At 54.0% G+C, this 23,841-nt stretch carries 33 protein-coding genes and 2 pseudogenes; 24 read left to right on the forward strand and 11 right to left on the reverse strand.

The annotated features are described in order from the left end of the window. Nucleotides 1–8: 8 nt before the first annotated feature. The 5 genes from PSPTO_RS29170 to PSPTO_RS29190 form a co-directional block, all read right to left on the reverse strand. A complete protein-coding gene (locus PSPTO_RS29170) occupies nt 9–428 on the reverse strand; it encodes a type II toxin-antitoxin system VapC family toxin (protein ID WP_005769733.1) in 420 nt (139 codons plus the stop codon). Then, nucleotides 425–682, reverse strand: a complete 258-nt coding sequence (locus PSPTO_RS29175) for a FitA-like ribbon-helix-helix domain-containing protein (protein ID WP_003381346.1) — start codon at nt 680–682, stop codon at nt 425–427. Before PSPTO_RS29175 ends, PSPTO_RS29170 begins: the two co-directional genes overlap by 4 nt. A gap of 372 nt (nt 683–1,054) precedes the next feature. After that, entirely contained in the window at nt 1,055–2,002 is a 948-nt protein-coding gene (locus tag PSPTO_RS29180) for a hypothetical protein (RefSeq protein ID WP_005769731.1), read from the reverse strand. Nucleotides 2,003–2,363: 361 nt separating this feature from the next. After that, on the reverse strand, nt 2,364–2,645 hold the full coding sequence (locus PSPTO_RS29185) for a hypothetical protein (protein WP_004666803.1): 282 nt from the start codon (nt 2,643–2,645) through the stop codon (nt 2,364–2,366). Continuing rightward, a complete protein-coding gene (locus PSPTO_RS29190) occupies nt 2,645–3,328 on the reverse strand; it encodes an AAA family ATPase (protein ID WP_002556051.1) in 684 nt (227 codons plus the stop codon). The genes PSPTO_RS29185 and PSPTO_RS29190 overlap by 1 nt, the downstream gene beginning before the upstream one ends. A gap of 337 nt (nt 3,329–3,665) precedes the next feature. On the opposite strand from PSPTO_RS29190, the pseudogene PSPTO_RS29195 reads away from it, so the two are divergent. The 3 genes and pseudogenes from PSPTO_RS29195 to PSPTO_RS30755 all read left to right on the forward strand — a co-directional run. After that, nucleotides 3,666–3,923 (forward strand): annotated as a pseudogene (locus PSPTO_RS29195) (TraR/DksA family transcriptional regulator); the annotation flags it as partial. Nucleotides 3,924–3,960: 37 nt separating this feature from the next. Next, nucleotides 3,961–4,182 (forward strand): hypothetical protein, encoded by a 222-nt coding sequence (locus PSPTO_RS29200; protein ID WP_005769728.1) that lies wholly within the window; start codon nt 3,961–3,963, stop codon nt 4,180–4,182. Between the two features lie 10 nt (nt 4,183–4,192). Continuing rightward, nucleotides 4,193–4,489, forward strand: a complete 297-nt coding sequence (locus PSPTO_RS30755; protein WP_005769726.1) for a hypothetical protein — start codon at nt 4,193–4,195, stop codon at nt 4,487–4,489. Between the two features lie 25 nt (nt 4,490–4,514). Here PSPTO_RS30755 and PSPTO_RS29205 read toward each other — a convergent pair whose 3' ends face one another. Then, entirely contained in the window at nt 4,515–5,135 is a 621-nt protein-coding gene (locus PSPTO_RS29205) for a recombinase family protein (protein WP_005769724.1), read from the reverse strand. A gap of 207 nt (nt 5,136–5,342) precedes the next feature. Between PSPTO_RS29205 and PSPTO_RS29210 the strand changes: the two genes are divergently transcribed. From PSPTO_RS29210 to PSPTO_RS29235, 6 genes are all read left to right on the forward strand, one after another. Further along, the gene (locus PSPTO_RS29210) at nt 5,343–5,681 is read left to right on the forward strand and encodes a type II toxin-antitoxin system RelE/ParE family toxin (protein ID WP_011106968.1); all 339 of its coding nucleotides are present in this window, start codon (nt 5,343–5,345) and stop codon (nt 5,679–5,681) included. Then, entirely contained in the window at nt 5,681–5,968 is a 288-nt protein-coding gene (locus tag PSPTO_RS29215; RefSeq protein ID WP_002556002.1) for a helix-turn-helix domain-containing protein, read from the forward strand. Before PSPTO_RS29210 ends, PSPTO_RS29215 begins: the two co-directional genes overlap by 1 nt. A 61-nt stretch (nt 5,969–6,029) precedes the next feature. Next, a complete protein-coding gene (locus tag PSPTO_RS29220) occupies nt 6,030–6,446 on the forward strand; it encodes a TrfB-related DNA-binding protein (RefSeq protein WP_002556003.1) in 417 nt (138 codons plus the stop codon). Between the two features lie 459 nt (nt 6,447–6,905). After that, nucleotides 6,906–7,283, forward strand: coding sequence for a hypothetical protein (locus tag PSPTO_RS29225; RefSeq protein ID WP_003344294.1), 378 nt, complete (start codon nt 6,906–6,908; stop codon nt 7,281–7,283). A 46-nt stretch (nt 7,284–7,329) separates the two neighbouring features. Further along, on the forward strand, nt 7,330–8,166 hold the full coding sequence (locus tag PSPTO_RS29230; RefSeq protein ID WP_011106971.1) for a DUF932 domain-containing protein: 837 nt from the start codon (nt 7,330–7,332) through the stop codon (nt 8,164–8,166). A gap of 67 nt (nt 8,167–8,233) precedes the next feature. Continuing rightward, a complete protein-coding gene (locus tag PSPTO_RS29235) occupies nt 8,234–8,434 on the forward strand; it encodes a hypothetical protein (protein WP_004666908.1) in 201 nt (66 codons plus the stop codon). A 66-nt stretch (nt 8,435–8,500) separates the two neighbouring features. On the opposite strand, the gene PSPTO_RS29240 is transcribed toward PSPTO_RS29235, so the two are convergent. Together PSPTO_RS29240 and PSPTO_RS29245 are read right to left on the reverse strand one after the other, a co-directional pair. Further along, on the reverse strand, nt 8,501–8,779 hold the full coding sequence (locus PSPTO_RS29240) for a mobilization protein (RefSeq protein WP_004661031.1): 279 nt from the start codon (nt 8,777–8,779) through the stop codon (nt 8,501–8,503). 297 nt (nt 8,780–9,076) lie between these two features. Next, complete coding sequence (locus tag PSPTO_RS29245; protein WP_005622131.1) at nt 9,077–9,421, reverse strand: hypothetical protein; 345 nt, start codon at nt 9,419–9,421, stop codon at nt 9,077–9,079. Between the two features lie 259 nt (nt 9,422–9,680). On the opposite strand from PSPTO_RS29245, the gene mobA reads away from it, so the two are divergent. The 3 genes and pseudogenes from mobA to PSPTO_RS29260 all read left to right on the forward strand — a co-directional run. Then, nucleotides 9,681–10,010, forward strand: coding sequence for a plasmid mobilization protein MobA (gene mobA, locus PSPTO_RS29250; protein WP_003344297.1), 330 nt, complete (start codon nt 9,681–9,683; stop codon nt 10,008–10,010). A 10-nt stretch (nt 10,011–10,020) separates the two neighbouring features. Continuing rightward, a complete protein-coding gene (gene traI, locus PSPTO_RS29255) occupies nt 10,021–11,976 on the forward strand; it encodes a TraI/MobA(P) family conjugative relaxase (protein WP_011106973.1) in 1,956 nt (651 codons plus the stop codon). 334 nt (nt 11,977–12,310) lie between these two features. Then, a pseudogene (locus PSPTO_RS29260) lies at nt 12,311–12,505 on the forward strand (FadR/GntR family transcriptional regulator); the annotation flags it as partial. A gap of 48 nt (nt 12,506–12,553) precedes the next feature. On the opposite strand, the gene istB reads toward PSPTO_RS29260, so the two are convergent. Next, entirely contained in the window at nt 12,554–13,363 is an 810-nt protein-coding gene (istB, locus tag PSPTO_RS29265; protein WP_005741073.1) for an IS21-like element ISPsy4 family helper ATPase IstB, read from the reverse strand. Further along, nucleotides 13,360–14,382 carry an IS21-like element ISPsy4 family transposase gene (gene istA, locus PSPTO_RS29270; RefSeq protein ID WP_002551322.1) on the reverse strand — a complete coding sequence of 341 codons (1,023 nt, stop codon included), beginning with the start codon at nt 14,380–14,382 and terminating at the stop codon, nt 13,360–13,362. The genes istB and istA overlap by 4 nt, the downstream gene beginning before the upstream one ends. 85 nt (nt 14,383–14,467) lie before the next feature. On the opposite strand from istA, the gene PSPTO_RS29275 reads away from it, so the two are divergent. The 4 genes from PSPTO_RS29275 (at nt 14,468) to PSPTO_RS29290 (ending at nt 17,873) form a co-directional block, all read left to right on the forward strand. Continuing rightward, the gene (locus PSPTO_RS29275; protein ID WP_226992716.1) at nt 14,468–14,980 is read left to right on the forward strand and encodes a FadR/GntR family transcriptional regulator; all 513 of its coding nucleotides are present in this window, start codon (nt 14,468–14,470) and stop codon (nt 14,978–14,980) included. A 67-nt stretch (nt 14,981–15,047) separates the two neighbouring features. Further along, the gene (lhgO, locus tag PSPTO_RS29280; RefSeq protein WP_011106975.1) at nt 15,048–16,244 is read left to right on the forward strand and encodes an L-2-hydroxyglutarate oxidase; all 1,197 of its coding nucleotides are present in this window, start codon (nt 15,048–15,050) and stop codon (nt 16,242–16,244) included. Nucleotides 16,245–16,285: 41 nt separating this feature from the next. Then, nucleotides 16,286–17,632, forward strand: coding sequence for an MFS transporter (locus tag PSPTO_RS29285; protein ID WP_011106976.1), 1,347 nt, complete (start codon nt 16,286–16,288; stop codon nt 17,630–17,632). Nucleotides 17,633–17,687: 55 nt separating this feature from the next. Further along, nucleotides 17,688–17,873 carry a hypothetical protein gene (locus PSPTO_RS29290; RefSeq protein WP_011106977.1) on the forward strand — a complete coding sequence of 62 codons (186 nt, stop codon included), beginning with the start codon at nt 17,688–17,690 and terminating at the stop codon, nt 17,871–17,873. A 16-nt stretch (nt 17,874–17,889) separates the two neighbouring features. Here the strand turns inward: PSPTO_RS29290 and PSPTO_RS29295 are convergent, their stop codons facing one another. Further along, a complete protein-coding gene (locus PSPTO_RS29295) occupies nt 17,890–18,243 on the reverse strand; it encodes a helix-turn-helix domain-containing protein (RefSeq protein WP_003319387.1) in 354 nt (117 codons plus the stop codon). Between the two features lie 244 nt (nt 18,244–18,487). On the opposite strand from PSPTO_RS29295, the gene PSPTO_RS29300 reads away from it, so the two are divergent. The 8 genes from PSPTO_RS29300 to PSPTO_RS29335 all read left to right on the forward strand — a co-directional run bounded on the left by PSPTO_RS29300 (nt 18,488) and on the right by PSPTO_RS29335 (nt 23,832). Continuing rightward, nucleotides 18,488–19,021 (forward strand): transcription termination/antitermination NusG family protein, encoded by a 534-nt coding sequence (locus tag PSPTO_RS29300; RefSeq protein WP_011106978.1) that lies wholly within the window; start codon nt 18,488–18,490, stop codon nt 19,019–19,021. Between the two features lie 88 nt (nt 19,022–19,109). Then, complete coding sequence (locus tag PSPTO_RS29305; protein WP_003344343.1) at nt 19,110–19,319, forward strand: hypothetical protein; 210 nt, start codon at nt 19,110–19,112, stop codon at nt 19,317–19,319. A gap of 292 nt (nt 19,320–19,611) precedes the next feature. Continuing rightward, entirely contained in the window at nt 19,612–20,103 is a 492-nt protein-coding gene (locus PSPTO_RS29310) for a lytic transglycosylase domain-containing protein (RefSeq protein WP_010209157.1), read from the forward strand. Nucleotides 20,104–20,139: 36 nt separating this feature from the next. Continuing rightward, nucleotides 20,140–20,613, forward strand: coding sequence for a DotD/TraH family lipoprotein (locus tag PSPTO_RS29315; protein ID WP_011106980.1), 474 nt, complete (start codon nt 20,140–20,142; stop codon nt 20,611–20,613). Beyond that, nucleotides 20,610–21,410 carry a type IV secretion system DotC family protein gene (locus PSPTO_RS29320; RefSeq protein ID WP_011106981.1) on the forward strand — a complete coding sequence of 267 codons (801 nt, stop codon included), beginning with the start codon at nt 20,610–20,612 and terminating at the stop codon, nt 21,408–21,410. Before PSPTO_RS29315 ends, PSPTO_RS29320 begins: the two co-directional genes overlap by 4 nt. Beyond that, entirely contained in the window at nt 21,407–22,588 is a 1,182-nt protein-coding gene (gene traJ, locus PSPTO_RS29325) for a plasmid transfer ATPase TraJ (protein ID WP_011106982.1), read from the forward strand. Before PSPTO_RS29320 ends, traJ begins: the two co-directional genes overlap by 4 nt. A 99-nt stretch (nt 22,589–22,687) precedes the next feature. Next, nucleotides 22,688–23,284, forward strand: a complete 597-nt coding sequence (locus PSPTO_RS29330; RefSeq protein ID WP_054070003.1) for a hypothetical protein — start codon at nt 22,688–22,690, stop codon at nt 23,282–23,284. Further along, entirely contained in the window at nt 23,281–23,832 is a 552-nt protein-coding gene (locus tag PSPTO_RS29335; RefSeq protein ID WP_046463759.1) for a phospholipase D family protein, read from the forward strand. The genes PSPTO_RS29330 and PSPTO_RS29335 overlap by 4 nt, the downstream gene beginning before the upstream one ends. Nucleotides 23,833–23,841: the final 9 nt, after the last annotated feature.

Consider the following 23,841-nt stretch of genomic DNA (forward strand, 5'->3'; position numbering starts at 1 on the left):
CACTACGTTTACGCTTCCCAGGGGTTAATGACGTTCAACCCGGCAGCCTCAAAAGGGCCAGTGTCACGGGTGGCGACGGTGAAGCCGTTGGCGAGGGCGATGGCTGCAATGAAGGCATCTGCCGTTTCGACCGCCAACCCGGCTGCGCGGGACTTGGCCAGCAGCTCGGCATAAGCCTTCGTACAAGTCATATCGAACGACAGCACCCTATTGGCGAACATCGGCAGCAGGTGCTTTTCCAGGTTTTCACGCAAGCTATCCTGGCGTTTTCCGACAGGCATCAGCGCGATACCAGCACGCAACTCGGCTACCGTGATGGTGGACAGATAAAGCGTTTCCAGCGCTTGTGCGTCGATCCAGTCAAGGACGTGGGCATTGGGCTCTCGGCGCTGCGGTTCTGAAATTACGTTCGTATCGAGCAGGATCATTCAAAGCTCACCGCACGGGCCGGAGACGTGATGCGCGTGTTCTCAAACAAGGTGTGTTCTTTATCGGTCAGACCACCAACCTCGCGGGCAATAGACGCCAAGAACGAGCCAAGTTTCACACGTCCCTCGGGTCTCGCCGCCCGCTCCAAGATGTCGCGTATTTCGGCCTCGGTGCTGCGCCCGTGCAGGGCAGCTTGGATGCGGATGGCCCGATGCACTTCATCGGGTAGATTTCTTACGTTCACGTTTGCCACTTGGTAGTTACCAGTTTTTGCCATTAGTGGTATCACTATATGCTTTTGATACCATAAATCAAGAATGCCAGGCTGGTCTATTTAGGTATACCCATAGAGCCATAGCTGATAAGCCATGGCTCTATGGGTATAACAGCAAGCCTATAGAGCCATCTTGGAAAGAACCACCCTTTTGAACCATACCGAGCGCGAGTGGCGGGGTTTAGGTTGTTTTTCTGTTCCGTTACTCCCCAAACCCCGTGGTGGAAGATTCCGGCCATTACGACGACTGAAATCAGCTTAACGTACTGTAAAATCCGTTTTCTGAGGCGACCCCTAAAGGGACGGTTTTTTTATAACCATCGTATTCTGTGGTTTAGGCGGGGTGGGGGTCTAGCGTTGGTTGGGTTCGGCAAATACCAGAGATAGATGATCGATACTTGATAGCTCGGCTCGGTATACCTCAAATTGGCTGCCGTCTCTATTCTCCACGGTGCTTCTGAGCGGGTAGGCGCCGACAAAGAACGCATGTACCTGTTCTCCGGCCTTGATCGCTTTCTCCAACTCATCAATTTCTGTCAGAAAAGCCTTTCGGCGTCGGGACTCGTCGATACGCTTCTGTGGGACATGCGCCCATATACGGTATCGCTTCTTGTTCACCCACACCAATTCGGTAAAGCGTAGGCCCACGCCTTTGCCTGCGTATAGTCGTAGATCATCGATCAGGCCGTGATAGATCAGTCCGGTTTCGTCTTGGAAATACTGGATCTTCTTGAAAAAGCGGGTAAAGGTTTTGGTCTTGTCTGCAATGGTCAAGAGCTGGTTCTTGCTGGCGTTATCTTCGGACAGGTAGCAATCCACCACCAAATCCAAATAGCGCGTGCGGGTACTCGTCTTTCGCCTGCTGCCACCGCTTGTCGAGGTGGCCACGCTGCTGCCTGTCTCGTCATCAGTCCCGCTGGTCGTGGTTTCGCCTCCCCCTGCAGCGCCTTTACGGGGACAAGGAGATAAATCTAGCTCAGTTGGGAAGTCGCTGGGTTTGAAGTCGTCCTCTTGCCCCGCTGGCGAGCGGCTCGGGCCACTGGATGCGCCAGGCTGTAGAAAATCACAATCCGATGCATGTGTATCTTTAGTGCGAAAGTGCAGCGCCCGTTTTGATTTGCGCGCCATGTATATGCCGACGGGTGTGAGTAGTGCGCGGCAGCGCTGATCCTCGCAGAGAAAGGTCAACTCTTGTGCATAGTGCTCGCCGTCTTCGTTGGTATAAAGATCGCGTGCTTGGTAGGGCGACAACAATTTTTTGAGTTCTTCGCAGTGGGCGCGGCCAAACTTCATCGCCATGGTGCGGGTCTCCATTCGCCATAGGCGGTAAAAATACATTCTCAGAGCCTGTTCAGTAGGGCTTGAGCAGCTTCTTGATCGAGGGGGCTTTCATGATTCTGGCAGTCTGTTAACCGTAGGAATATTTTATCACGTCTTAGTTAGGGGTCGGTTCCGGCTGGGGGGCGAGATAACACCCTAAGCGTTTTCGCCGTTGGGCCGGAGATATTCGCCAGTCAGCAATATGGGATACGTGAATGCGGTTTTCAGCCTTATGGGCAAGCGAATCGAGCAGCTTGCAGGGTGATAATCAGGTCGTCCTACGGAAATTTAGGCGGTTTGTGATTAAAACCCCATATAGGCCCATTGGGCCTATATGCACCTATTTTTTACCATCCCGCTTCTTAAGGATCTTTTTTATCTGCCAATTAATCCAGGCAGTGCGACTTAGCCCGTCGTCAGCGGCGGCGGCATCGATCTCATCCAACATCGCTTCCGGCAAGGTGTGACTGACCTGTACGCGCTTGCCACGGCGCAGTCGTTTGGGACGCCCTTCTAGGTCAGGCGCGCCTTGGATGTAGAGGTCAGCAGCTACGGAGTCAGTTTTCGAGGCTGGCTTATGAATAGCGTTATCAACCGCTTTAGGGGGTCGTGCAAGTGCCATTACGCTGCATCCTCATTCGGTTTTGATCCGCAATGCATATGTATTAGATATTTAATTAAAGCATCGATTTCGGCGATTGCTTTACCATCTTTGGGGCTGTACTCCCATACCCCCATGCCTTGGCCTGTGGCATTGCTAACAGCCTTACGTGTACGGAGCGGGGTATCCACGTAAGTAAGTTGTGGGTACTCCGAAACCCATTTAGCCGCTTCAATATTGTCGAGTGCCAGAACGCCAGGGTCTGCCTGGCAGAGGACCGCATAGGCGGGGAAGTCGTCGCGAGTGCTACGCGCGTCTTCCAGCAGAGGCAACATCTCGTCAAAGGCCCACATGTCAAACGAGCGAGGACGGAACGGTATGATCACTGCATCGCATAAAACCAATGCCGCACGCATAGCAGAAGAATCGAAGCCACCCACGTCGATCACGATATCGTCATAGTCGCCCTTGCGCAGCATCAGCTGGCTGCGCAGCGTTGGACCATCAATATAAGCGTCGCATGCCAAGGCAGGCTCGATCCCTTTGGTATACCGGTGTGTGATGGCTTTCTGCGCAGTCTTCTGACGGTCGCCATCAATTACCCACACCTTGCGCCCTTTGAGCGTCAAACCGATTCCCAAGCTGACTGCAGTAGTGGTCTTACCTACGCCACCTTTCGTATTTGCCACAGCATAAATTGTCATGTCCACCTGCCTTGATGTTTATATAATATGCTTTTGATATGTATTTTATTGCTCATGACTAGCGGTAAAAAGCGTATTCATGAGCTCAATACATAGTATATGCATATGCATTACAGCGTAAACCCTAATATAGCTCTGGTCATAGATCGTGGTCTGGATTACCCAGTTGCCGCAGCTCACCTCGGGAGATCTCATCCGGTATGGTGAAGGAGTACCTCGGTTGTAGGGGATTTAGGAGCAACGGAACCAAAAATCAACGTAAGGTGTGATTAGCGTTCGCTGATTCCATGAACATTGGCGGTTACCATCTTGTTCCAGGCTGTCGGGTTATCATCCCCACCCGGACGAAGCAGACTTCGCTTCCGATGAGTAAAACAGAGCGGTGGCAGCAAGCATGATAGAAAGTGGCAGACAAGCGTTGAGCCATGTGCTTAAGGTCCTGGAAATTCTCGCTCTGGGCGACTACGGTTTTTGTCAGGAGACTGGCGAGGCCATAGGCCTAAAACGCCTGCTACTGGTCCCCGAGTCGTTGTACTCGGTCGAATCGATGCGTGTGCTGGAGGCCAAGGGGATGCACCAACGCCAAGTGGCCTAGTAAAGTCTCCGCGGCGAAGTGATCCAGGAGAATTGCGATGACTGCAAAAAGTGCCGAGCGCGATGTGGCTATTTCAGAGCTTGCCAACCATTTGGAGCGTGATCTAATGCCTTGTCCAGCAGGGCGTACCGCACTGCTGACGTGGATAGAAAAAAAGCTGGCTAACATAGCGCTCAATCCTGTACCCACAGCCGCTGATGCTACGTGGTTGATCGAAAGCGCTTATATCCAATGGGCCGCTGCACAGCCAAAGCACTAAGGGACATTCTATGAACGCGATTGCTACCCCTGTCATGGGGTTCATAACCTGTACTGAGCCGCTTCAGGCCAAAGGCAATGGGTATGACTATCCCATCCTGGTTCGGATCGAATTCGAGCGACAGTCAGATGATTCAGTCCAATTGATTTCCCGGGGAGGGCACACAGGAACACTGATCAAAAATGCTAGAAGGGTGAACATCTCAAGCCACGACTGGGACAACCGCCCGTATGACCCCCTTGATAGCCTCGTCCTGACCCGGTGGGCTTTTTCAAAAGCGGGCTGGGTGCTTCGTGACGATGAGTAGGTCAGTGCCTATTGGCCTTAACCGACTAACGTTGCGCCAGCTCGTCGCGGACCTTCATGACGGTCGTAGTTGAACACGCAGCATGCCTCGCTACGGCGCGGATTCCGAGACCCGCAGCCAGCAGCTCACGCACTCGGTTACGCAGTTCTGCGTCTACGGGTCTGCCTTTGTAGACGCCTGAAGCTCTTGCCTTCTCAATCCCTTGTGCCTGGCGCAGTCTTCTTTGCTGATAGTCCTTCCTGGCAATCGCGGCCATCATATCGATCATCATGTAGTTGATGGCCGCCAGCATGCGGTCGGTGAACTCGTCCCCCGACTGGGCCGTCATGCCTTGATGACTGGTAGGCAGATCCACAGAGACGATCCGTATGCCTCGGTTATCGATTGCTGTTTTGAGGGATCGCCAAGCCTGGTCATCCATCCGCGACAGCCGATCGATGCTTTCCACCAGCAGCACGTCACCTCGGCGAGCATCTTTGAGTAGTCGGATTAATTCCGGGCGGTCGGCATGGCTGCCACTGGCATTTTCCATGTAGCACGATGCGATGGCCTTGCCGTAGCCGGAGACAAACGTTTCCAAATAATCGCGCGCTCGACTTGCGTCCTGGTCATCGGTCGATGCTCGAAGGTATGCACGAATGAACATCAGTAGATCCGTCTCATTTTGGGTGTAGTCAAATGATTGTATCAAATTGGGTGTGCGTTAAGTGCGCAAAGCTGAAATCGGGTCGTGCTGATTTTCGTGTCACTTGGGGTAGACCCTATGTTGACGATCATAAGTAGCACCATGTGGTGACAAAAATGCAGGTAAAATAAAAGAGACTAGATATACGTAATCACGTATAATTAGTCCATGAACAAAGTCCTCAAACAAATCATCTTTATGGGCTCAGCTCTAAACGACCTGAGAGCGTTCCCAATCTCTGCCCGCCGTGAGGCCGGCTTTCAGCTGGATAGGGTGCAGGTGGGCAATGAGCCTGACGATTGGAAGCCCATGACGACCGTTGGTCCAGGGGTACAGGAGATACGGATCAGGGACGCCCACGGCGCCTTCCGTGTGATCTACATTGCGAAATTCTCGACGGCGGTTTATGTCCTGCACTGCTTCCAAAAGAAGACGCAAAAAACGAGCAAGCATGACCTTGACCTCGCCGCCAAGCGGATGAAAGAACTGACTAAGGAGTTGAACTAATGACTGAATCAAATCAAGCCTTCAGCAGCGTCTGGGACGCCCTGGAGGACTCACCAGCCGAAGCAGAGAACATGCGTATTCGCAGCAGCCTAATGTCGGCTATCCGAGACTTTATCGAGGTGCGTCAGCTCTCGCAGGCTGACGCTGCGCAGCTGTTCAACGTAACGCAACCCCGCATTTCAGAACTCCAGCGCGGAAAGATCGACCTGTTCAGCGTGGATCGATTGATCAACATGCTAGCCCAGGGCGGCATGCACGTTGAGGTCAGTGTCAAAACTGCAGCTTGATACAGGTTACATGTGGTTGCGATTCCTGTAGTTTTGACTTCTTTCAGTCTGGTCTGCCCCTATGATTGTCGATCCTGACCTGCCTGGTCTTGCAACGAAGATCACTCAGAACTACAGCAACGCCCAGATTGCCCAGTTGATCAGAATGATCAGTCCTGTTTCACCCTGCGCCCTGATGGCTGCGGACGAATTTGAGCGGGTCATGGCCGTGCTTGCGGGCCAGAATCGACGTCGGGCGTTCTCCGATCGCTCGATAAGTGCTGCCAGGCTCGTCCTGGTCATGGGTGCCAGTGTGTCCGAAGCCGCCTTGGAGACTGGATTGACCCGGCAGGTGGTTCACAGGCTTATGGCACGCATTCGGGCGCGCCTGGAGGATTTGCCGGCTGATTGGGTCAAGGTTGAGGCCTGGCTTCCGCCAGCAGCTGCAGGTGATGTTCTGGCATTAGCTCAATCACTCAGATCTGCTCAATCGCAATAGGAGAGGCGTGCCCTGGCTGTTTAAGCCTCGGTGCAGCTCGATCGCTGGCAACCGCTGATGCGCGTTCCCCTCGCTGCGCTCAGGGCCGGGCTTTCGTGCTGCGCATCGAGCCAGGCCATGAAGCCGGCCCGTCTCGACCCTTCGGGCTTCAATCCTCGCCGGCAAGCCGGCTCTAACGCCTCCGGCCTCTCGGCCTGCGCGCTCCGCTTGCCGTCGCTGCCTGTACTTCCCGTATCACCTGCAGGCTTTGCTGCGCACCTTTCGCCGTGCGCTTGACGGTAGATCGAGCGCGGCACCTGACAAGGGTTCGGCTGCGCCCGCGACACTCCCCCGTTCAGACTCGCTTCGCTCCCTTAGCTGCGGCCTCGCATCGCGCCCTTGTCACGCACCTATGCGCCCGATCGACCTAAGCGCATCGGCGAAAGGCACTCAGCTAAGCCAGCACAGAGGTGAGACGAAATGAACAGACAAGCAAAGCAACAGCTGATGAAGCGCTTCACAAGCGGTCAGGTCGAGATCTGCAAAAAGCTGCTGAAACTGAGTCGCCAGGTACACAAGTTCAATGCCCGCGTCGAGTTCCTGGTGCTGACGTTCAAGCATGACCTGGCAGACGCCGTAGTCCGGTATGAACTTTGGGACAACGGTTTCGAAGGCCTGGGCGAACGCCAGTTCGACAACTGCTTTGAAATGGGTGACTCGGCCGAGGTGATCGCCGAGCTAATCACCACAGCGCGTCGTGAAGGCTTCGTGGAAAAAATTCAGACCTGGTGCGGCAACGAATCGTTTGCCCGCTGGTGCAGCTACGCCGACCGCCAGGGCGACCTTTTCGCCGCTTAACCCCGCTTGCGCCCGTCAGGCCGGGCGCTACACCAGGAGAAAAAATATGCGTATGTCCAGCAACTTCCGTAACCCATGCATGATCCGCAGTGACGTCCCACTGAGCAACGATCAGATCGCCCACTATGTGCCTTCCATCTTCGCCGAAGAAGCGCACGACAGCAGGTCGGCACGTTATCTGTATATCCCGACCGTGCAGGTACTTGATGCGCTGCGCGCCGAAGGATTTGAACCATTCATGGCCTGTCAGACACGCGTGCGTGACCAGGGCAAACGTGAGCACACCAAGCACATGCTGCGCCTGCGCCATGCGAGCCAGATCCTGGACCAGGAAGCCAACGAAGTCATCCTGCTCAACAGCCACGATGGCAGCAGCAGCTATCAGATGATTGGAGGCAAATTCCGTTTCGTGTGTGCAAACGGACTGGTACTGGGGGACGTTGCTGCTGACCAGAAAGTGCGCCATAGCGGCCGTGGTGATGTGGTGCATGACGTGATCGAAGGCGCCTTCGAAGTGTTGAAGCATTTCGAACAGATCGACCACATCACCGCTGACATGAAGCATCAACAATTAGACCAGGACGAGCAAGAGGCCTTTGCATTGGCTGCCTTGGCGTATCGCTACGATCCGGCAGAAGGACCTGCGCCTGTTACCCCGTCCCAGTTGCTCATGCCACGCCGTCGGGAGGACCGTAGCAGCGACCTTTGGACCACCTTCAATCGAGTCCAGGAAAACACCATCAAAGGCGGTTTGACCGGGCGTAACAAGCAAGGCCGACGCACGACCACGCGAGCGGTCAATGGGATTGATCAGGACGTGAAACTGAACCGGGCCTTGTGGGTGCTTGCGCAGGCTATGGGTGAGCACAGAAAAGCCGCTTAACTCAACCTAACTGGGCGTTGTCGGCGCCCAACTCTGATAAATCCACATCAACGTAAGGATGAAGATAATGAACGGCTATGTAGTCACCTGGACCATCTACACAGAATCGGTAGGCGCACATAAAGAAGCCGCCCTTGATGTAGCACAGCGTTTCTTCCAGGCACGTATCGCTGACGGCGAACCAGACAGCGCGTGTACCTTTGTTGTCACCGGTATGGATGGTCAATCGGAAAAAATCGATCTTGCTGATTATCTTTACACGGATTGAAGACGGTTGCCTTGGAACAAAAAAGCCCCTCGATGTGGGGCTTTTTTGTTGGCTGGTTTTGAGCGCTCAGGCAACCTGAGGCTTCGCCCGAGGTGCAGCGCGTTTGCGCTTAGTGGTCAGGTCGGTAATTTCCCGAACACTCACGTTCAGACCAACATCAGCGAGAGCCTGTTTAACCTCCGAGACGGAGTAACCCTTGGCCGAACACAGCTCAACGATTTGTTCTTTGAGCGACTGTAGCACTTCGGCCTGGCTCATTTTGTCCTTGCTCAGGTCTGGCAGATCGGCCAGTTTTTGACGGGCGGCTTCTAGGTCTTGTTGGGTGAATGTTTTCTGCTTGGCCATAGGCTGGGTATCCTGATGTACTGATGGGTTACTCTACATTAAGTTAGTGCTTTGAGCTGTGTTCTCGTTTTTTTGACCGTCTGGCGTATTCAGTTACCAGCAACGCAATACGTGCAGGGGATGTTCTCACACCAATTGTTCTGAGGGCTTCTTGTATGGCCAGCAGTGAGTATCCCTTTTCTTGAGACAACGTGTGAAATCTATCCGCAAGCGCGCTCAGAAATTGACCTTTCGACATTCTGTCCTGACTGAGGTCCGGCAAAGCCGCAAGAGCTTGCCTGGCGACCTCTACCTGATCTAGCGTGATTTTTTTCTTTTTATCCACGTATGCACCCGCATTCTGCTGATATCAATACACCGTGATGGGTCACGGGATTCCGGCTGATCAATGTCAAGCGTGAACATCACTCTACGCATCGTGCGCAGTTTGTCTACCGTCGAGCTGAATCCATGCTTTTCCAGGAAGTGCAAAATATCCGTGAGGGTAAAGTCTTCATCGTGCAGGGCCGCGTACAGTTTTTCGCTGACTGACGCTTCAGGCCCAAAGCGCTGGAACTTGTCCACCTTCAGCGAGGGGAGGCCGTCCAGAAACTCACGGGCCGCAGCCAGATCATGCTGGGTGTACAGCCTTGTCTTTGCCATGAAAATCAGCCCCTTACGTGTCCTGCGCTTTTCAAAGGTCTGGAGAGCCTGCTCGAATTTCGGGCCCCAACCACCCCCGCAGCGCTCTTGCCCGCTTTAGGGTAATATGGTATTTAAAAGGTGTAAAGATGGTCTAAGATATTGACCGGAAATGTTTTGTACGGACGGCCCGCACGCGGTCCATCCGACAAAACCCGGATCAGGGCTCCGCCCCGACACCCCGACAGCGTCATTCAGTTAGTTAAGGTTGAGTTAGAGCATGTCGAAAAGCACAGCGCGTCAAGCAACGGTGAGGATCGAAATTCGTTGCACTGAAGAGGATGCGGCCTTGATTCGCGAAAAAGCGCTGGCTGCCGAGATATCTGTTTCAGATCTGATGCGTCGTGCTGCGCTGAATCGCAAAATCAAGACACCGACTGACAAGAAGCTAATGGCCGCGTTGCTACAGCTGGGTGGCTTGCAAAAGCATTTGTTCAACCAGATGCAGGACAGCATGACAACTGATCTTAGCAAGCAATTTTCTGACGTGTTGGTCGCCATCCGAAATGCCGTCAATGCCATCGATCTGTCCCAGACTCGCATCAAGTAGCCAATCAGCCATGAACGTCATCATCCCCCCGAAACGCGGCGATAAGGGCTCCAGCTTTAACCGGCTGGTGAGCTATATCAGCGACCGTGGTGACAAGCCCAAAGATGATGATCTAGTCAGCGCTGCGCCTCGCCAGAATGCTTCGCGCACCAAGAAGGCGATGTTTGATCGGCTTGTCGATTATGCGGATCGAAATGATGGAGACGACCGTGCCGTCGTGATCACCGACGTGTTCCCCGATGGCCGTCAGCGCTTGATCAGTGGGGGCATTTCTTGCGAGACAAACTGCTTCTCCTGGGAGACATCGGCCGCGGAAATGAACATGGTTGCCGCCCAAAGTCGTCGCTGCCAGGACCCGGTCTATCACTTCATCTTGTCGTGGCGCGAAAACGAACTGCCTACTGATGCGCAGATATTCGAATGCGCCGAACACTGCATTCGTCAGCTGGGCATGGAAGGGCATCAGTACGTCACCGCTATTCACCAAGACACAGACAATACGCACTGTCATGTGGCGGTGAACCGAGTCAATCCCATTACCTACAAAGCCGCCGCCTTGTGGAATGATGCTGACACTTTGCAGAAAAGCTGCCGCGTTCTCGAACGCAAATACGGATTCATTCAGGATAATGGAAGCTGGCAGTGGGGCGTCAACGACCAATTGGTCCGCGCACCTTTCCGATATGGCAGCGCTCCGCAAGGTACTGTGCCATTGCAGGTCTATTCAAACACCGAGAGTCTCTATCATTACGCCGTGCGTGAGGTGCGCGAAAAGATATCTGAGCTTATCGAATCGCGAGAGATTGCCTGGCGTCAAATCCATCTGGCCCTACATGAACGTGGCTTGGGATTGAGGGAGCAAGGCGAAGGTTTGGTGATCTATGATTTCCTGCGCCCCGAGGGTCCTGTGGTCAAGGCTTCTTCGGTTCATCCGACGCTGACCAAGTTTCGACTGGAAGCCCACATAGGTGCGTTTGAAGGGCCCCCCACCTTCGAACATGAAGAGTGGAGCTATGGTATTTTTTCCTCTTACCAGCCTGAATTTGAACTCCGAGATAAAGACGTGCGTTTCGATCGCCGGCAGGCGAGAGCTGAGGCTCGGCTGGACTTAAAAATGCGCTACAAACGCTATCGTGAAGGATGGGAAAAACCTGATCTTCATGTCAAGGATCGATACCAGCAAGTGGCTGCTCGGTACCAGGCAATGAAGGCGGACGTCAAACGCTCTCAGCACGATCCTTTGCTTCGCAAGTTGCTGTATCGAGTTGCCGAGTTCGACCGGATGAAAGCCATGGCTGAGTTGCGCATCGAGCTTCGTGACGAGCGGCAAGCGCTTGCCGAAAAGGGCTTGCTTCGTCCGCTTGCATACCGTCCCTGGGTCGAGCAGCAAGCTCTTAGAGGAGACGTTGCGGCTGTCAGTCAACTGCGTGGTTTTGTATATCGAGAAAAGCGTAAGGGGCGCACTCCGGATGGTGGTCTTGATCGTCTGATCCAGTGCGGCCAGGCAGATGACTCTGCTGTCTATCACCTGCGCTCTTACACGTCACATTTGCATCGTGACGGCACTGTCGAATATTTGCGCGATGGCAGGGCGGGTGTGATCGACCGTGGCGATTTCGTCCACGTAAAACCGGGGTTCAATGACGACGATGAGCTGGACAACTATCGGCTGGCCGCCAACCTGGTATCTACGAAAAGCGGTGACGCTGTGAGGATCATTGGTGATGACCAGTTCGTTGACCAAGTGCTTGATGCGGGATGTGGCGTCAACCATCGCGGAAGTCAGTATGTGTTCCAGGTGACCGATCCAGAGCAGATGGCGCGCTATGACGTGATCGAGAAGGATCACCGTCAGTATTACGGCTACGACGAGCCGGAGGTGAGTACCCATTCCCCAGCTCGGCATGACCCGATGGATGACGTCCCCGATGATGATTACCAGCCTCCAAAGCCGTTCGTTGGTTGAGGCGAGCCGCCAGAAATGGCCAGGACCTACATTCAAAATGTACGACCGTGTCTTGAGAAGGTGGAATTTCAGCTGAATTGAGAGTCACCGCTTATGGGGGTACGCCAGCTACCTCCTGCCTATTTGGATCTCACTGACAAGGATTTGCCAATCCTTTCCTCGGATGCCGGCTACCTGATTGGCGAGAAAACCGTATCGTCGGAGCTAGTGGAATCCGTTCTGTCACGGCAGTTCGATACCAAGCATGCTAACTACAGCAGCCATTCGTCGGCAAAAATCGCAACTGGATCCAAAGTTTATTAGCCTGATTGTCTGACAATAGGACATAAACTTTATGCTTAGCTTTCCACGTCCTCACTCCCTCGTCGAAGGTGTCGTCTCTGCGATCCGCAGAGAGATTGTGAGCGGACGGCTCCCAGCAGAGTCGAAGATGCCGACAGAGCATGAGTTAGCTGATCAATTCAGTGTGAGCCGGTCCGTGGTACGTGAGGCCATTTCGCAGCTGAAAGCTGATGGCGTGCTAGTGATTTGTCAACGCCAACTAAAAAGTGACCCCCTTCCGTGCTAAATCGCCAACTTAGTTTTGACCCCCCTCGGGTTCATATTTTCGAGCCGGTTCGGCCCGAGAAGATTTGGTTCCTGCTTTGCGCTTGTCCTTGAGTCGATAGCTTTCACCTGTCATCTGCACGATATGGGCATGATGTAACAGCCTGTCCAGCATGGCCGCTGTCAGTGTTTGATCATCCGCAAAGGTTCCGGCCCACTGGGTAAACGGCAAGTTACTCGTGAGGATCAGGCTGCCTTGCTCGTAGCGCTTGGCGACAACATTGAAGAACAGGTTGGCTTCATCACGACCAAACGGCAGGTAGCCGATTTCATCGATGACCAACAACCCAGGGGCCATCACCACACGACTGAAGTATTCCTTGAGCCGTTCCTGGCGGTGCGCAGCGGTCAGTTGCAGCATCAAGTCAGCCGCCGTGACGAAGCGGGTTTTGATACCGGCCATCACTGCCCGGTAGGCCAGGGCGATAGCCAGGTGGCTCTTGCCTACACCACTAGGCCCCAGGAACACGATGTTCTCGGCACGTCCAACAAAACTCAGTGCTGCCAGCTCCTGGAGCTGTGCCCGGGGGACGCCGGTGGCAAACGCGAAGTCGTATTGCTCCAGCGTTTTCACAGCGGGCAGCGCGGCAGTTTTCAGCAGGGCCTGTCGAGAGCGTTCACTTCGGGCATCGGTCTCGGCAGCCAGCAGCTTTTCGAGGAAGTCGGCAAAGCTGTCTTCGCCGCTTGCTGCTTGTTGGGCCAGGTGCGGCCAGTCCACCCCGACGCGCTCAAGCTTTAGCCCCTTGCATAGTTCTGTCAGGCGAGCATGTTGAAGGTTCATGCTCTCACCTCCAGCAGTTGCTCATAAACCGACAGCGGATGCTGCAAGCTCTCGTACGGCAGGACCCGTCCCAGGCGTAGGCCTTGGGCGGGTTGTGGGCGCAGGCTCTGTGTTGGCAGTGGTAATAGTACCTGCTGCTCTTGGGCCAGACGTACCGCCGGTTGAACACCCGTCGTGCCGTGAATCCGCTGATGAGCGACTTCGTCGAGCCATTGGCCGATATGTGCGTTGGCCGTCACCACATCCAGCGTCAGACCCGCACTCTTGAGCGTAGCGGCCAACGGGGTAATGAAACTGCCCTTCAGATACCCGTTGAAGCGCTCAACCTTGCCCTTGGTCTGGGCACGGTAAGGGCGGCAGACCTTGGGAATAAAACCAAACTCATCGGCCAGCGCAGCCAATCGGGGATGCCAACGGTGCTGGCCCTCCCCAAAAGCATCTCGCTCGGTGATGATGGTTCCGGCGTTATCAAACAATGCCTGCTCGGGCACGCCGCCAAAGTAAGCGAACGCCTCCCGAAGCCCTGTCAGCCAGGCTTCGCTGTCCTCTCGCTCGGAGAAACGGACAAAGCTTGCTCGACTAAAACCAAGTGTCGCCACGAACGCCTTAAGCGGCTGACGGCCTCGTCGAATGGTGGTGAAGTCCACCTGTATCTGCTTGCCGGGCAGTGTCTCGAAACGTACCACCGGCTCTTCTGCCTTACGTTTGAAGGGGCGAATATAAGCCTTCAGACGACTGACGCCGCCGCTGTACCCCAATGCCGTGATCTCACGCAGCAGGACGGTCGCCGGAATCCAGTGTGGGCGCGCCGCCTCAATACGCTCGTGCAGGTAGTCCTTGAAGGGGTCGATTTTGCACGGACGTGCGGGTCTCACCTTGTCACTGGGTAGCGACCGGGCCTTTCGCAGGTACTTGCGCACGGTGTTACGCGAAATACCCAGCTCACGGGCGATGAATTTGATGCCATGGCCCTGACGGGCCAACACTTTAATTTCCACAGACTGCTCCTGGGTCAACATATTGGCAGCTCAAAGCCGCCAGTTTTACCCAGGGGGGTCAATTCTAGGTTGGCGTTAGGGGGTCATTTTTACAGTGGCGGTGACAGTGATTCGTCGCGGCAGTGGCTCCTTTGTTTCTCAGACTCCCGGTGGAACGGTTTTTCGGCTGCCAAGCAACGAGAGCCATTCAGCGGATTTGGCAAAATTGTTTGAGTTGCGGTCATGGATTGAAATCCAGGCAGCGTCTGTTGCTGCGCAGCGGCATACAGATGCCGATTTGGAACGACTGTCTGAAGCCATGTCGTTGATGGAGAGTAATACGAGCAATTTCGAGGTTTCCTCCAAGGCGGATGTTGAATTTCATAGTGCCATCGTAGCCGCATGCAAGAACGAATATCTGACTGCATTCCACGAGTTTTTAGGCAGCCAGTTAGTCCAGGCCCGTTTCATGGCTTGGGAAAACTCTTCAAAACTTGCAATAGGCCCAAGCGGTGCCATCCGAGAGCATCGTGAAATTTACGACGCAATGACAAAACGAAATTCGTCAGAAGCCGCTCGTTGTGCCCGCATGCATCTCAAGGCTGCCGCGCTACGGCTCAATATCGATCTGGCGGATTAGTGGGCATCCATGAGTACAAATATCGCTCATCATGTTGTCAGACAACCTGACATTTAAAAGGATTTCTATGATCTACGATTTCTGTGTGATTGGGGGTGGGATAGTGGGGCTGGCCACAGCCATGCAACTGCTTAGGGCGCATCCAGGCGCTTCGTTGGTACTCGTGGAAAAAGAGGCAGCGATAGCAAAGCACCAAACTGGCCATAACAGCGGGGTCATCCATGCTGGGGTCTACTACGATCCTGGCAGTTTGAAGGCCGTACTGTGCAAGCGTGGGGCAGAGCTGACAAAAGCCTTCTGTACAGAACACAAGATCCCGTATGAGGTTTGCGGGAAAATGCTTGTGGCATCTAATCCTCGACAGCTTGCCTCGCTCAGCAACCTTGAAGCGCGAGCCAGACAGAATGGGCTCAACGTTGAACGACTTGAAGCTAGGGCGCTAATGCAACGCGAACCCAATATCACAGGTCTGGGCGCACTGTTTGTAGACAGCAGCGGTATTGTGGATTATCGCCTCGTATCAGATGTGATGGCTGGTGTGATAGCCAAAGCCGGTGGGGAAATAGCATTAGGTCAAACTATAGTCGCAATTCAGGAGCATGAGAGCCATGTATCGGTGTCATCAGAAGCGCTATCCTGGAAGGCTAAAAAATTAGTGGTTTGCGCGGGTTTACAGTCTGATCGTTTAGCTGGAATGGCCGGACTGGATGTCGATTTTCAGATTATACCTTTTCGTGGTGAATATTTTCGCTTACCGTCAGAAAAAAACAACAGTATAAATCACCTGATCTACCCAGTGCCAGAAGCAGGGCTTCCATTTCTCGGCATTCATCTAACTCGTATGATTGACGGAGGGGTTACGGTTGGACCCAATGCTGTGCTTGGTTTTTCTCGCGAGGGTTACAAAAAACATGCGTTCAATGCTCGCGATGTTTTGGAATACAGCATGTATCCTGGCTTTTGGAAGCTTCTTGGTAAAAATTTACGCTCCGGAGTTAGCGAGATTAAAAATTCGGCCTGTAAGAAAAGCTACTTAGAACAATGCCGTCAATATTACCCCTCTCTCAGACTTGAAGACTTACAGCCATCGGACGCAGGAATACGCGCGCAGGCGGTCACAAAAAACGGAGGGTTTGTACATGACTTTCTGTTTGTCCAAACCTCTAGAATGCTGCACGTGTGTAATGCACCATCACCGGCAGCTACGTCGGCGATTCCCATAGCAGAAATGATAGTGGCAAAACTAGAAGGCTCTGTAGTTTAAGCAGTGCCGTTAATATAAATTATAATAGTATGGATACAACCATGAGTGAAAAAAGTAAACTGATGCCAGATGAAACTACAGCCGAGCGTAAAATTCGTTTGCGGAAGGTTGCCGCCGCAACAATCGTCGGCTCAATGCTGGAGTGGTATGATTTTTATCTGTATGCATTGATGGCTGCCACTGTTTTTTCTAAAGTTTTCTTTAATCCTGCTGATCCGCAAAATGCGACACTACTGTCGTTCTCTACATTCGCAATCGGCTTTATAGCTCGACCGTTTGGAGGTATTCTTTTTGGACACCTCGGAGATAAGTTTGGCCGTAAACGAATGTTGATGGTTACCTTTTGCCTAATGGGAGTTTGCACAACAATCATTGGGCTCATTCCTGGTTATGCCACGCTCGGCATTTGGGCACCCATAACGTTAGTGTTGATTCGAATCTTGCAAGGTTTAGGCGCTGGTGCGGAACTCGCTGCAGCCGCTGTCACAGCGTATGAGCATGCTGACGAGAACAAGCGCGGCAGCCAGGGCGCATGGCCCGCTCTAGGGTTGAACCTGGGTCTGCTTCTATCGTCGCTGACGGTCTATCTTCTGACGCTGCAGGGTGAAGCATTCTTGCTTTCTGGAGGGTGGAGAATTCCATTTATAGCCAGTATCGTTCTTGTCATGGTTGGATTGTGGGTGCGCAGAAGCATTCCAGAAACGATTGCGTTCCAGAAGATCAGTGAAGACAACAAATCACAGGTCACGTCGAACACAGGGATAGAAAAAGCACCTTTGCTGACTTTGCTTAAGAAAGACTTTAAAGGTCTTGTTGTCGTGCTTCTTGTTGCAATTGGGTATAATGCATTAAGCTATATATTCAAAACCTTTTCACTCGCATACCTCACATTGTATAAGGGAGTCTCCGCAAATACCACGTCGCTATCTGTAACCATTGCCAGTCTAATAGCAATTTTCACGGTTCCTTGTTTTGGCGCTTTGTGTGATCGCTGGAGCAGCAAAAAAGTATTGATGGCTGGAGGGACGCTGTCTGCAATATTTGCGTACACCTTCATGCAGCTCTTGGAGACAGGGCAGAGCTTGTGGATCTGTGTCGCTATTGGTTTTGCAACTGGTGTACTTGCACCTATGATGTTCGCTCCACAAGGCTCTTTCTTGAGTCGTCAGTTTCCTGCTAATACAAGGTCATCGGGCGTTGGTACTGGTCGTGAGATTGGAACTGCTATAGCGGGTGGCCTAGCTCCACTTGGAGCGTTATCCTTGGTTTCAAGTTCTCCAACGCACTCAACAAATGGCGTTGTACTGATCTTGGTTTTATCAGCAGTTTTGCTAGTCGTGGCCAGCGCGTTTGATCAAGGTGGTAAGAGTTCTAGTTTCAAAAACTGATAAATAGATTTTCTGACCTTTAATTGATGCCGCGTGCACCGTGTTGGAGAAAATAATGATAATTGATGAAGATGAAGTGAGAGTCGAAATAAAAGAATTGATGGACTTGATACGCTTAGACGAAAAGTACGCCTCTTTGTTGTCGAATGGTATTTTTCCAATAGATCACGAAGCAATTGAATTCAATTACCAGCGACGTTTTCGAATATTGGAAATTTCACGTAAATACGGCCTGGGCTGATGTTTGATATGGCTTGTTATTTTTCATCAGACTTGTTGTAAGTCGTGAATTTATTCATGAATGCCAGAATCTCTTCTAGAGATTCTGGCGAATCAACTTCTATTGCTTTGTCAGCGATTGCCTGTCTAAGCGATATCAGGCGCGTCCTCAGTACGTCTTGGCCGCCTGGTAGCAGTTCGCCAGGAGCTACATCAAAAGCCATCGAGATTTTTATCAACTGCTCAACGCCGGGGAGGTGAATTCCTCTTTCGTAACAACCTACAAGCGGCGCATCACAGCCTATTTTTTCAGCAAGGGCTGCTTGGCTCATGCCTGACAATTTACGAAGAGCCTTGATTTTTGCTCCTACGAAGCTTCGAAGCGTGTCCATTTTTTACCCATAAAATCGCATGGTTTCATGCGGTTGGCTCACGGAAAAGAAAACAAACCATCTAATAGATGGATTTACATTTACTTTTTCTTTTGTTTGCTCTATTTTGTTATCTACAAATCCATCACCTGCTGGCCATCCCTGGCCCAGTCACAGATGGAGCTGGTTTCCATCAGCACACCACTCGCCCCTGCGCTCAGCGGTTTGGGAATTCGAAAGAGCGCCTGATCAAAAGGATCCGATTATGAAAAATTGGCGTGTTTTGATGCACAATTCCTCCGTTTACCAGTCACTTATCACGTCGATCGAGCGATTGGGTGTGGAGGTGTATTCCCCCGAAAGCATTACCTACCGCAAACGTCCTGATCGCCCTTCATCGACAGAGAAGGTGGTGCGTTTGTTTCCTGGCTATCTGCTGCTGCGCTTCGATCCCCAAGTGACGCACACCACCACCATCACAGCGTTGAACGGCGCCCGTGGGTTTGTTCAGTTCGGCGGTCAAACGTGTGAGTTCGGCGGTCAAGCGTGTGTCATGCAGGACAGCACAGTAGAGGGCTTGAAGGCAGCGGCTTTGGTTCGTTCCAACCGTGCGCTTGATTGCATCGAGTTTCGTAATTTGCCGACAGAGCTGGAAAAAACGCTGCGTCTGATCATCGACATGAAATCTGAAGCTGCCCGTAGAGCGGCTTTCCTTGCGCTCCTGGCCCAGGACGCAGCGCTGGAGCGCCTTGTCAGGCGCCACGGAACCCTTTGCTATTCGAGGGTACGTGCCGCCTAGGCTTTACCACTTCCCACGATTTCCCATTTCACCGCCTGGTTTAGCCAGGCGGTGTTTTTTTGCGTCTTCACAGCCCTTAGGAGTTCCCATGGCGTCATCTGAAGATGAAGCAACCACCAAGACATCAAGCGTTTATATCCGCCCGATCAGGGTTGAGGCGCTCAACAAAGCCGCGATACGGGTGAGTTATGAAACCAACAGCAGCAGGCAGATTTCACCCTCGGAACTTGCTCGCTACCTGATCGATAACTTCCTGGAAGCGGCTATCCAAAAAATGGTTGATGACTCCAAAAGGTAGTCATTGAGGAGGTCGCAATGCAAAAGAGACTCCTTTTTTCCGTGCTGCTCATCTCTCTGTCAGGGTGCAGCCAGCCGACGGCCCAGTTCGCACAGGAACCGGCGGGGGAACGGGTGGATGAGCTGATCCGACAGAGCGCTTCTTCGGTGAGCCAGGCGCAGAGCCGGTTGCACCAGACCAGCGCTGTTCCTTCCTTTGCTCCCGTGTCAGCACAGGTCAAACCGACCGCTAAAGCACAGGCTCCCGCAGTCAAAGCTCCCGTCAGGCCTGTGCCTGTTGCTGGGGGTTAGCCATGCGCTGCCTATGGCTGGTTTTGGCATTGTCGGCGCCGATGCAGGCCTCTGCTTTCTGCTTCCAGGAGGCTGGCCAGCGCTATGGAGTTGATCCGGTGCTACTGCAAGCGATCGGCATACAGGAAAGTAAACTGCAGCCTGGTGCAGTGAACCTTAACCGCGATTCGTCTGGAAAAGTGCTCAGCACCGACTACGGCGTCATGCAGATCAGCACGCGCAACGCTAACCGGCTGGTCAGGATGGGACTGATCACGCGAGCGGAGGACCTGCTCACCAACGCCTGCTTTAACGTTCAGGCGGGGGCTTGGGTACTGGCTCAACATCTTCGTGTGTGCGGCAATACCTGGCGTTGCCTGGGTTCGTATAACGCAGGCTTTGACCCTTCGCAACGCCAGGAGCAACGGCGCCTGCATTACGCGCAGCAAGTGCGCAACGTCTACGACCGCCTCAAAGCATTGGGCGCTGCACCGGCCCACCTCGCTATCCGTTAATGACTGCGCCCGGTTTGGGGTGTCAGGAGACTATCGATGAAATACTCCCTTTGGGCTGCGCCGGCGGCGGCATTGCTGCTGTCTGGCTGCCAGAGTTTTTGTGAGAAGCCGCCGGCGGCTCCTACGCCTTCTGCGACAGCTGCGCCGGTACTTGATCGGGTTGCGTTACAGCAAGAAACGCTGTGGATGGAAGGTGCGATAAATACCCGGTCAACCCTGCCGACCGATGCTATCCGTGCTCGGAGCGACCTGGTCGCGGTTGACTGGAGCGGTGACGCGATTGAGCTGCTGTCCCATCTGGCCCGCCAGCGCGGTCAGACGTTTGCCTGGACCGGCGTGCGCCTGCCCTTGCCGGTGAACCTCAAGGTCAATGGAATCTCCTATGCGAATCTGTTGCGTCTGATCGAGATGCAAACAGCCTGGCGTGCGACCCTGACCCAGCTTCCAGGGCAACTGACCCTGGCCTTTGCGCAGGCGGAGCCTACCAAGAAGGCGGGAGGGCGTCAGTGAAAAAATCAATTCTGACGCTTGTCCTGTTGCAGGGCCTGCAAGGGTGTGGACATACGCCACCTTCCACACCCGCCGACACGCCGGCGCCACTGGAAAGCTATCTTGTCCCCGCTGACCCGCCGTCAGCAGACGTGACCGAATCGCGGCGACAACTGCTGGAGGAATCGGGACGCAATACAGGGTTTCGTGGCGGTAAGGCTGAGCGCGTGTGGGAATTACGCCAGGCATTGGAGGGGCAGATCGGACGGCTCAACACCTTGTATGACTTTCGGACCCTGATCAGCCGTGAGGGCTGGCTACCGCCAGTCATCGACGAGGCGGTGGACGTGGCCCATATCACGCCACGGCAGATACGCACTGCAAGCCATGTTTACGAAATCATTGTGCCCGAACGGTTCGTCAGTAACCCACCGTCGTGGCGTACCTGGTTGATGGCGGGCCTGTCATCGTCGGGCCCTGATGAAACCGTGGCAGTCACACCTGAAAACCGTTTGCAGAAGGCGCTTTGGCAAGCGGCGGTCCGCCAGGGCTGGGGTGAAGGGCGGCAAAGTGCCGATCAGACCCTTGAAGCCAATTTCAACCGCCTGACCCGAGATTACCGGGGCATGCTGATGTACTCGCAGTTACTGCGCCAGGGGTTCATCACGGCGCCGGTAGTCACGGATCAACAGCAGACCGTGACGGGGGATCGGCAGAAGCTGACCACCGGCGATCGCGTACGAAGCCTCAAGGAGAACGCCGGCTTTGTTCCCGACAAAACTCAGTGGCATCCGGTGATACGCAAGGTGCAGCCATGACCCAGACGGCCCAGACAATGGAGTTTGCCCCCTACGCTTTTGAAGACGGGCTGAATGCAGACACCTTGCGCGATTTTTTCGTCTGGTGTGAACGGCAGTCAGCCAGCGACATTCACATCCAGGGCGGTAACCACCTGGTGGTAGGGCATCAAGGTCGCTTGCGCCAGGCCAGCCGGTTTGTGCTGGCTGACGATACGTGGTCCAAGCTCCTCGATGATCTGTTCAGCCCTGAAATCCGGCCGACGGTACGCGGTGGTCGGCCTGTAGACCGGGCCATACAGCTGGATGGCGACATCAACCAGCGCTACGGCCTGGAGCGTGGCGAGCGATTACGCTTTCGCTGCAACTTTGTGCAGGCCACTGCTGGGCGACTGGACACCACCATCGCACTGACGATGCGGATCATTCCATCTGATATCCCGGATCTAACAAAGATGGGGCTGGAAGAGGATCTGTTCGAAGCGTTGTTGCCGTCCAATGGTCTAGGACTCATTGGTGGAATCACGGGGTCGGGTAAAAGTACCCAGGCGGCCGCTATCTACCGCTTTTGCCTGGACACCGATCCTGACCGCAAGGTGACCACGATCGAAGACCCGATCGAATTCATTCTCGCGCGTCCAGGGGATGTATTGGCCTCGACGCAACTGCAGATAGGTCGAGACGTTGCCAACTATGCCGAAGGCATTCGGGCAGATCTTCGCCGGGCACCGTCGATCATCGGGGTGGGTGAAATGCGGGATTTGGAAACCTTCCAGGCGGCCGTTTTGGCCGGACAGGTGGGCCATTTCAATCTCAGCACCTTGCACATCCATTCGCCTGGAGAGGCCATTCCACGGTGCCTGACCATGGTGCCCTCGGAAATGCGCGAGGCTACGGCCCACGATCTACTGAGCGTTCTGCAATACATCATCGTGCAAAAGCTGCTGCGCACCACCGATGGCAAGCGCCAGGCCGTGCGCGAATACATCATCTTCGATGATGGGCTGCGCGCCAAGCTGGCCAGCATGCCTTATCCCGAATGGGGTCGGCATATCGACTCCATTATTCGCCTGGAGCAACGACGCTTCGCTGATCAGGCCTGGCGTCTTCATCTGGAAGGGCGCATTGACCGGCGTGAACTGGCGGTGGCCATGACCGCCTCTCAATTGCGAGAACTCGAACAGCGGGCCACGCCATGATTGAGCTTTTGGTGCAGTTCAGTCCCGCCAGTCTGGCAAACAAAAGGCCTGCTCGACGCAGCGTCAGACCCTCTATGCGCAAAGCGCGAAGGAATTGAAATGAGCAACGAATTCGAAGAGATAGACGAAGAGATAGAGACACTTCGCTGCCTCCTGGCAGGCAGTCGGGACCGGATCAAATTCCTGCAAGGCGAAATCGCCAGATTCGAATCCATCTTTGAGCCGACGCATCTCATGTGCCTGCGCGGCGGAGAGAAGTTACTGGAGCTGTGCGCTCCTGATGGAAAGTTCATAGGTGTTTCGTGGAACGACATGGCGCAGGTACTGGCAGCAATGGTGCAGGCTTCGCCAATTGGTTCTGGCAAGGCTCCGAAAATCGTCGACTCGCTCCAGGCCGAGATCGAGCAACTGAAGGCCGAACTGGCTGGGTCGGAGAAGGATAGTCGGGAGCAGATCGATCAGGTCAAGAAAGCCTATGAGTTTCTCATGTTGTGCCGCCAGGACAAGACCGACACAGCCATAGACGCCGGTGCCATGCGTGATGCAAACGAATGGCTCAAGGTTGCCGCTGAAAATCTCGGTGCAGCCCTGTGCAAGCCTGCCAAGAGGGGCCCCGCCATGACTGAGCCTTTGGTGCAACAAGCACAAGCGCATCGAGAAGTATCCAGCGCTCTTGAACAGAGCGCCGTGTCATGACTGCCTTATCGGCGTTAACCAGACCGCTCAGTCGTTGGATGGTGGCCTCGGTGCTGCTGTGCAATCTGACCTTTACCGTTCAGGCGGCTGAAATACAGGTGGGTTTTTCACCCGAGGGCAGCGCGGAGCAGTTGGTACTCAATGTGATCCAGCGAGCCCGGCAGCAGATACGGATGATGGCTTACAGCTTCACCTCTCCGAGCGTGGTCAAGGCGTTGGTGCAAGCCAAACGGCGCGGCGTCGATGTACAGGTGGTGGTCGATGCCCATGGCAACGACAACAGGGCCAGTCGCGCTGCGATGAACCTGCTGGCCAACGCGCAAATCCCTGTGCGCACCAACGCTGCGTACAAGATTCAGCACGACAAGGTGATCATCACCGATGGCCAGAACGTCGAGACCGGCTCGTTCAACTACTCGGCCTCGGCTGCCAAGGCCAACAGCGAAAATGCGGTAGTGATGTGGGACGTTCCTGCGGTGGCCAGCGTGTACCTGGAGCATTGGCAATCACGCTGGGTGCAGGGCCAGCCTTATCAGCCGACTTACTGAAGAGGATGT

The sequence above is a fragment of the Pseudomonas syringae pv. tomato str. DC3000 genome (assembly GCF_000007805.1).
Taxonomy (GTDB): domain Bacteria; phylum Pseudomonadota; class Gammaproteobacteria; order Pseudomonadales; family Pseudomonadaceae; genus Aquipseudomonas; species Aquipseudomonas avellanae.

Bases quoted from the DNA above. Each gene is read 5' to 3' on its own strand.
- PSPTO_RS29170 (WP_005769733.1), bottom strand. From the start codon at position 428: ATGATCCTGCTCGATACGAACGTAATTTCAGAACCGCAGCGCCGAGAG.
- PSPTO_RS29180 (WP_005769731.1), bottom strand. From the start codon at position 2,002: ATGGCGATGAAGTTTGGCCGCGCCCACTGCGAAGAACTCAAAAAATTG.
- PSPTO_RS29185 (WP_004666803.1), bottom strand. From the start codon at position 2,645: ATGGCACTTGCACGACCCCCTAAAGCGGTTGATAACGCTATTCATAAG.
- PSPTO_RS29190 (WP_002556051.1), bottom strand. From the start codon at position 3,328: ATGACAATTTATGCTGTGGCAAATACGAAAGGTGGCGTAGGTAAGACC.
- PSPTO_RS29200 (WP_005769728.1), top strand. From the start codon at position 3,961: ATGACTGCAAAAAGTGCCGAGCGCGATGTGGCTATTTCAGAGCTTGCC.
- PSPTO_RS30755 (WP_005769726.1), top strand. From the start codon at position 4,193: ATGAACGCGATTGCTACCCCTGTCATGGGGTTCATAACCTGTACTGAG.
- PSPTO_RS29205 (WP_005769724.1), bottom strand. From the start codon at position 5,135: ATGTTCATTCGTGCATACCTTCGAGCATCGACCGATGACCAGGACGCA.
- PSPTO_RS29210 (WP_011106968.1), top strand. From the start codon at position 5,343: ATGAACAAAGTCCTCAAACAAATCATCTTTATGGGCTCAGCTCTAAAC.
- PSPTO_RS29215 (WP_002556002.1), top strand. From the start codon at position 5,681: ATGACTGAATCAAATCAAGCCTTCAGCAGCGTCTGGGACGCCCTGGAG.
- PSPTO_RS29220 (WP_002556003.1), top strand. From the start codon at position 6,030: ATGATTGTCGATCCTGACCTGCCTGGTCTTGCAACGAAGATCACTCAG.
- PSPTO_RS29225 (WP_003344294.1), top strand. From the start codon at position 6,906: ATGAACAGACAAGCAAAGCAACAGCTGATGAAGCGCTTCACAAGCGGT.
- PSPTO_RS29230 (WP_011106971.1), top strand. From the start codon at position 7,330: ATGCGTATGTCCAGCAACTTCCGTAACCCATGCATGATCCGCAGTGAC.
- PSPTO_RS29235 (WP_004666908.1), top strand. From the start codon at position 8,234: ATGAACGGCTATGTAGTCACCTGGACCATCTACACAGAATCGGTAGGC.
- PSPTO_RS29240 (WP_004661031.1), bottom strand. From the start codon at position 8,779: ATGGCCAAGCAGAAAACATTCACCCAACAAGACCTAGAAGCCGCCCGT.
- PSPTO_RS29245 (WP_005622131.1), bottom strand. From the start codon at position 9,421: ATGGCAAAGACAAGGCTGTACACCCAGCATGATCTGGCTGCGGCCCGT.
- mobA (WP_003344297.1), top strand. From the start codon at position 9,681: ATGTCGAAAAGCACAGCGCGTCAAGCAACGGTGAGGATCGAAATTCGT.
- traI (WP_011106973.1), top strand. From the start codon at position 10,021: ATGAACGTCATCATCCCCCCGAAACGCGGCGATAAGGGCTCCAGCTTT.
- istB (WP_005741073.1), bottom strand. From the start codon at position 13,363: ATGAACCTTCAACATGCTCGCCTGACAGAACTATGCAAGGGGCTAAAG.
- istA (WP_002551322.1), bottom strand. From the start codon at position 14,382: ATGTTGACCCAGGAGCAGTCTGTGGAAATTAAAGTGTTGGCCCGTCAG.
- lhgO (WP_011106975.1), top strand. From the start codon at position 15,048: ATGATCTACGATTTCTGTGTGATTGGGGGTGGGATAGTGGGGCTGGCC.
- PSPTO_RS29285 (WP_011106976.1), top strand. From the start codon at position 16,286: ATGAGTGAAAAAAGTAAACTGATGCCAGATGAAACTACAGCCGAGCGT.
- PSPTO_RS29290 (WP_011106977.1), top strand. From the start codon at position 17,688: ATGATAATTGATGAAGATGAAGTGAGAGTCGAAATAAAAGAATTGATG.
- PSPTO_RS29295 (WP_003319387.1), bottom strand. From the start codon at position 18,243: ATGGACACGCTTCGAAGCTTCGTAGGAGCAAAAATCAAGGCTCTTCGT.
- PSPTO_RS29300 (WP_011106978.1), top strand. From the start codon at position 18,488: ATGAAAAATTGGCGTGTTTTGATGCACAATTCCTCCGTTTACCAGTCA.
- PSPTO_RS29305 (WP_003344343.1), top strand. From the start codon at position 19,110: ATGGCGTCATCTGAAGATGAAGCAACCACCAAGACATCAAGCGTTTAT.
- PSPTO_RS29310 (WP_010209157.1), top strand. From the start codon at position 19,612: ATGCGCTGCCTATGGCTGGTTTTGGCATTGTCGGCGCCGATGCAGGCC.
- PSPTO_RS29315 (WP_011106980.1), top strand. From the start codon at position 20,140: ATGAAATACTCCCTTTGGGCTGCGCCGGCGGCGGCATTGCTGCTGTCT.
- traJ (WP_011106982.1), top strand. From the start codon at position 21,407: ATGACCCAGACGGCCCAGACAATGGAGTTTGCCCCCTACGCTTTTGAA.
- PSPTO_RS29330 (WP_054070003.1), top strand. From the start codon at position 22,688: ATGAGCAACGAATTCGAAGAGATAGACGAAGAGATAGAGACACTTCGC.
- PSPTO_RS29335 (WP_046463759.1), top strand. From the start codon at position 23,281: ATGACTGCCTTATCGGCGTTAACCAGACCGCTCAGTCGTTGGATGGTG.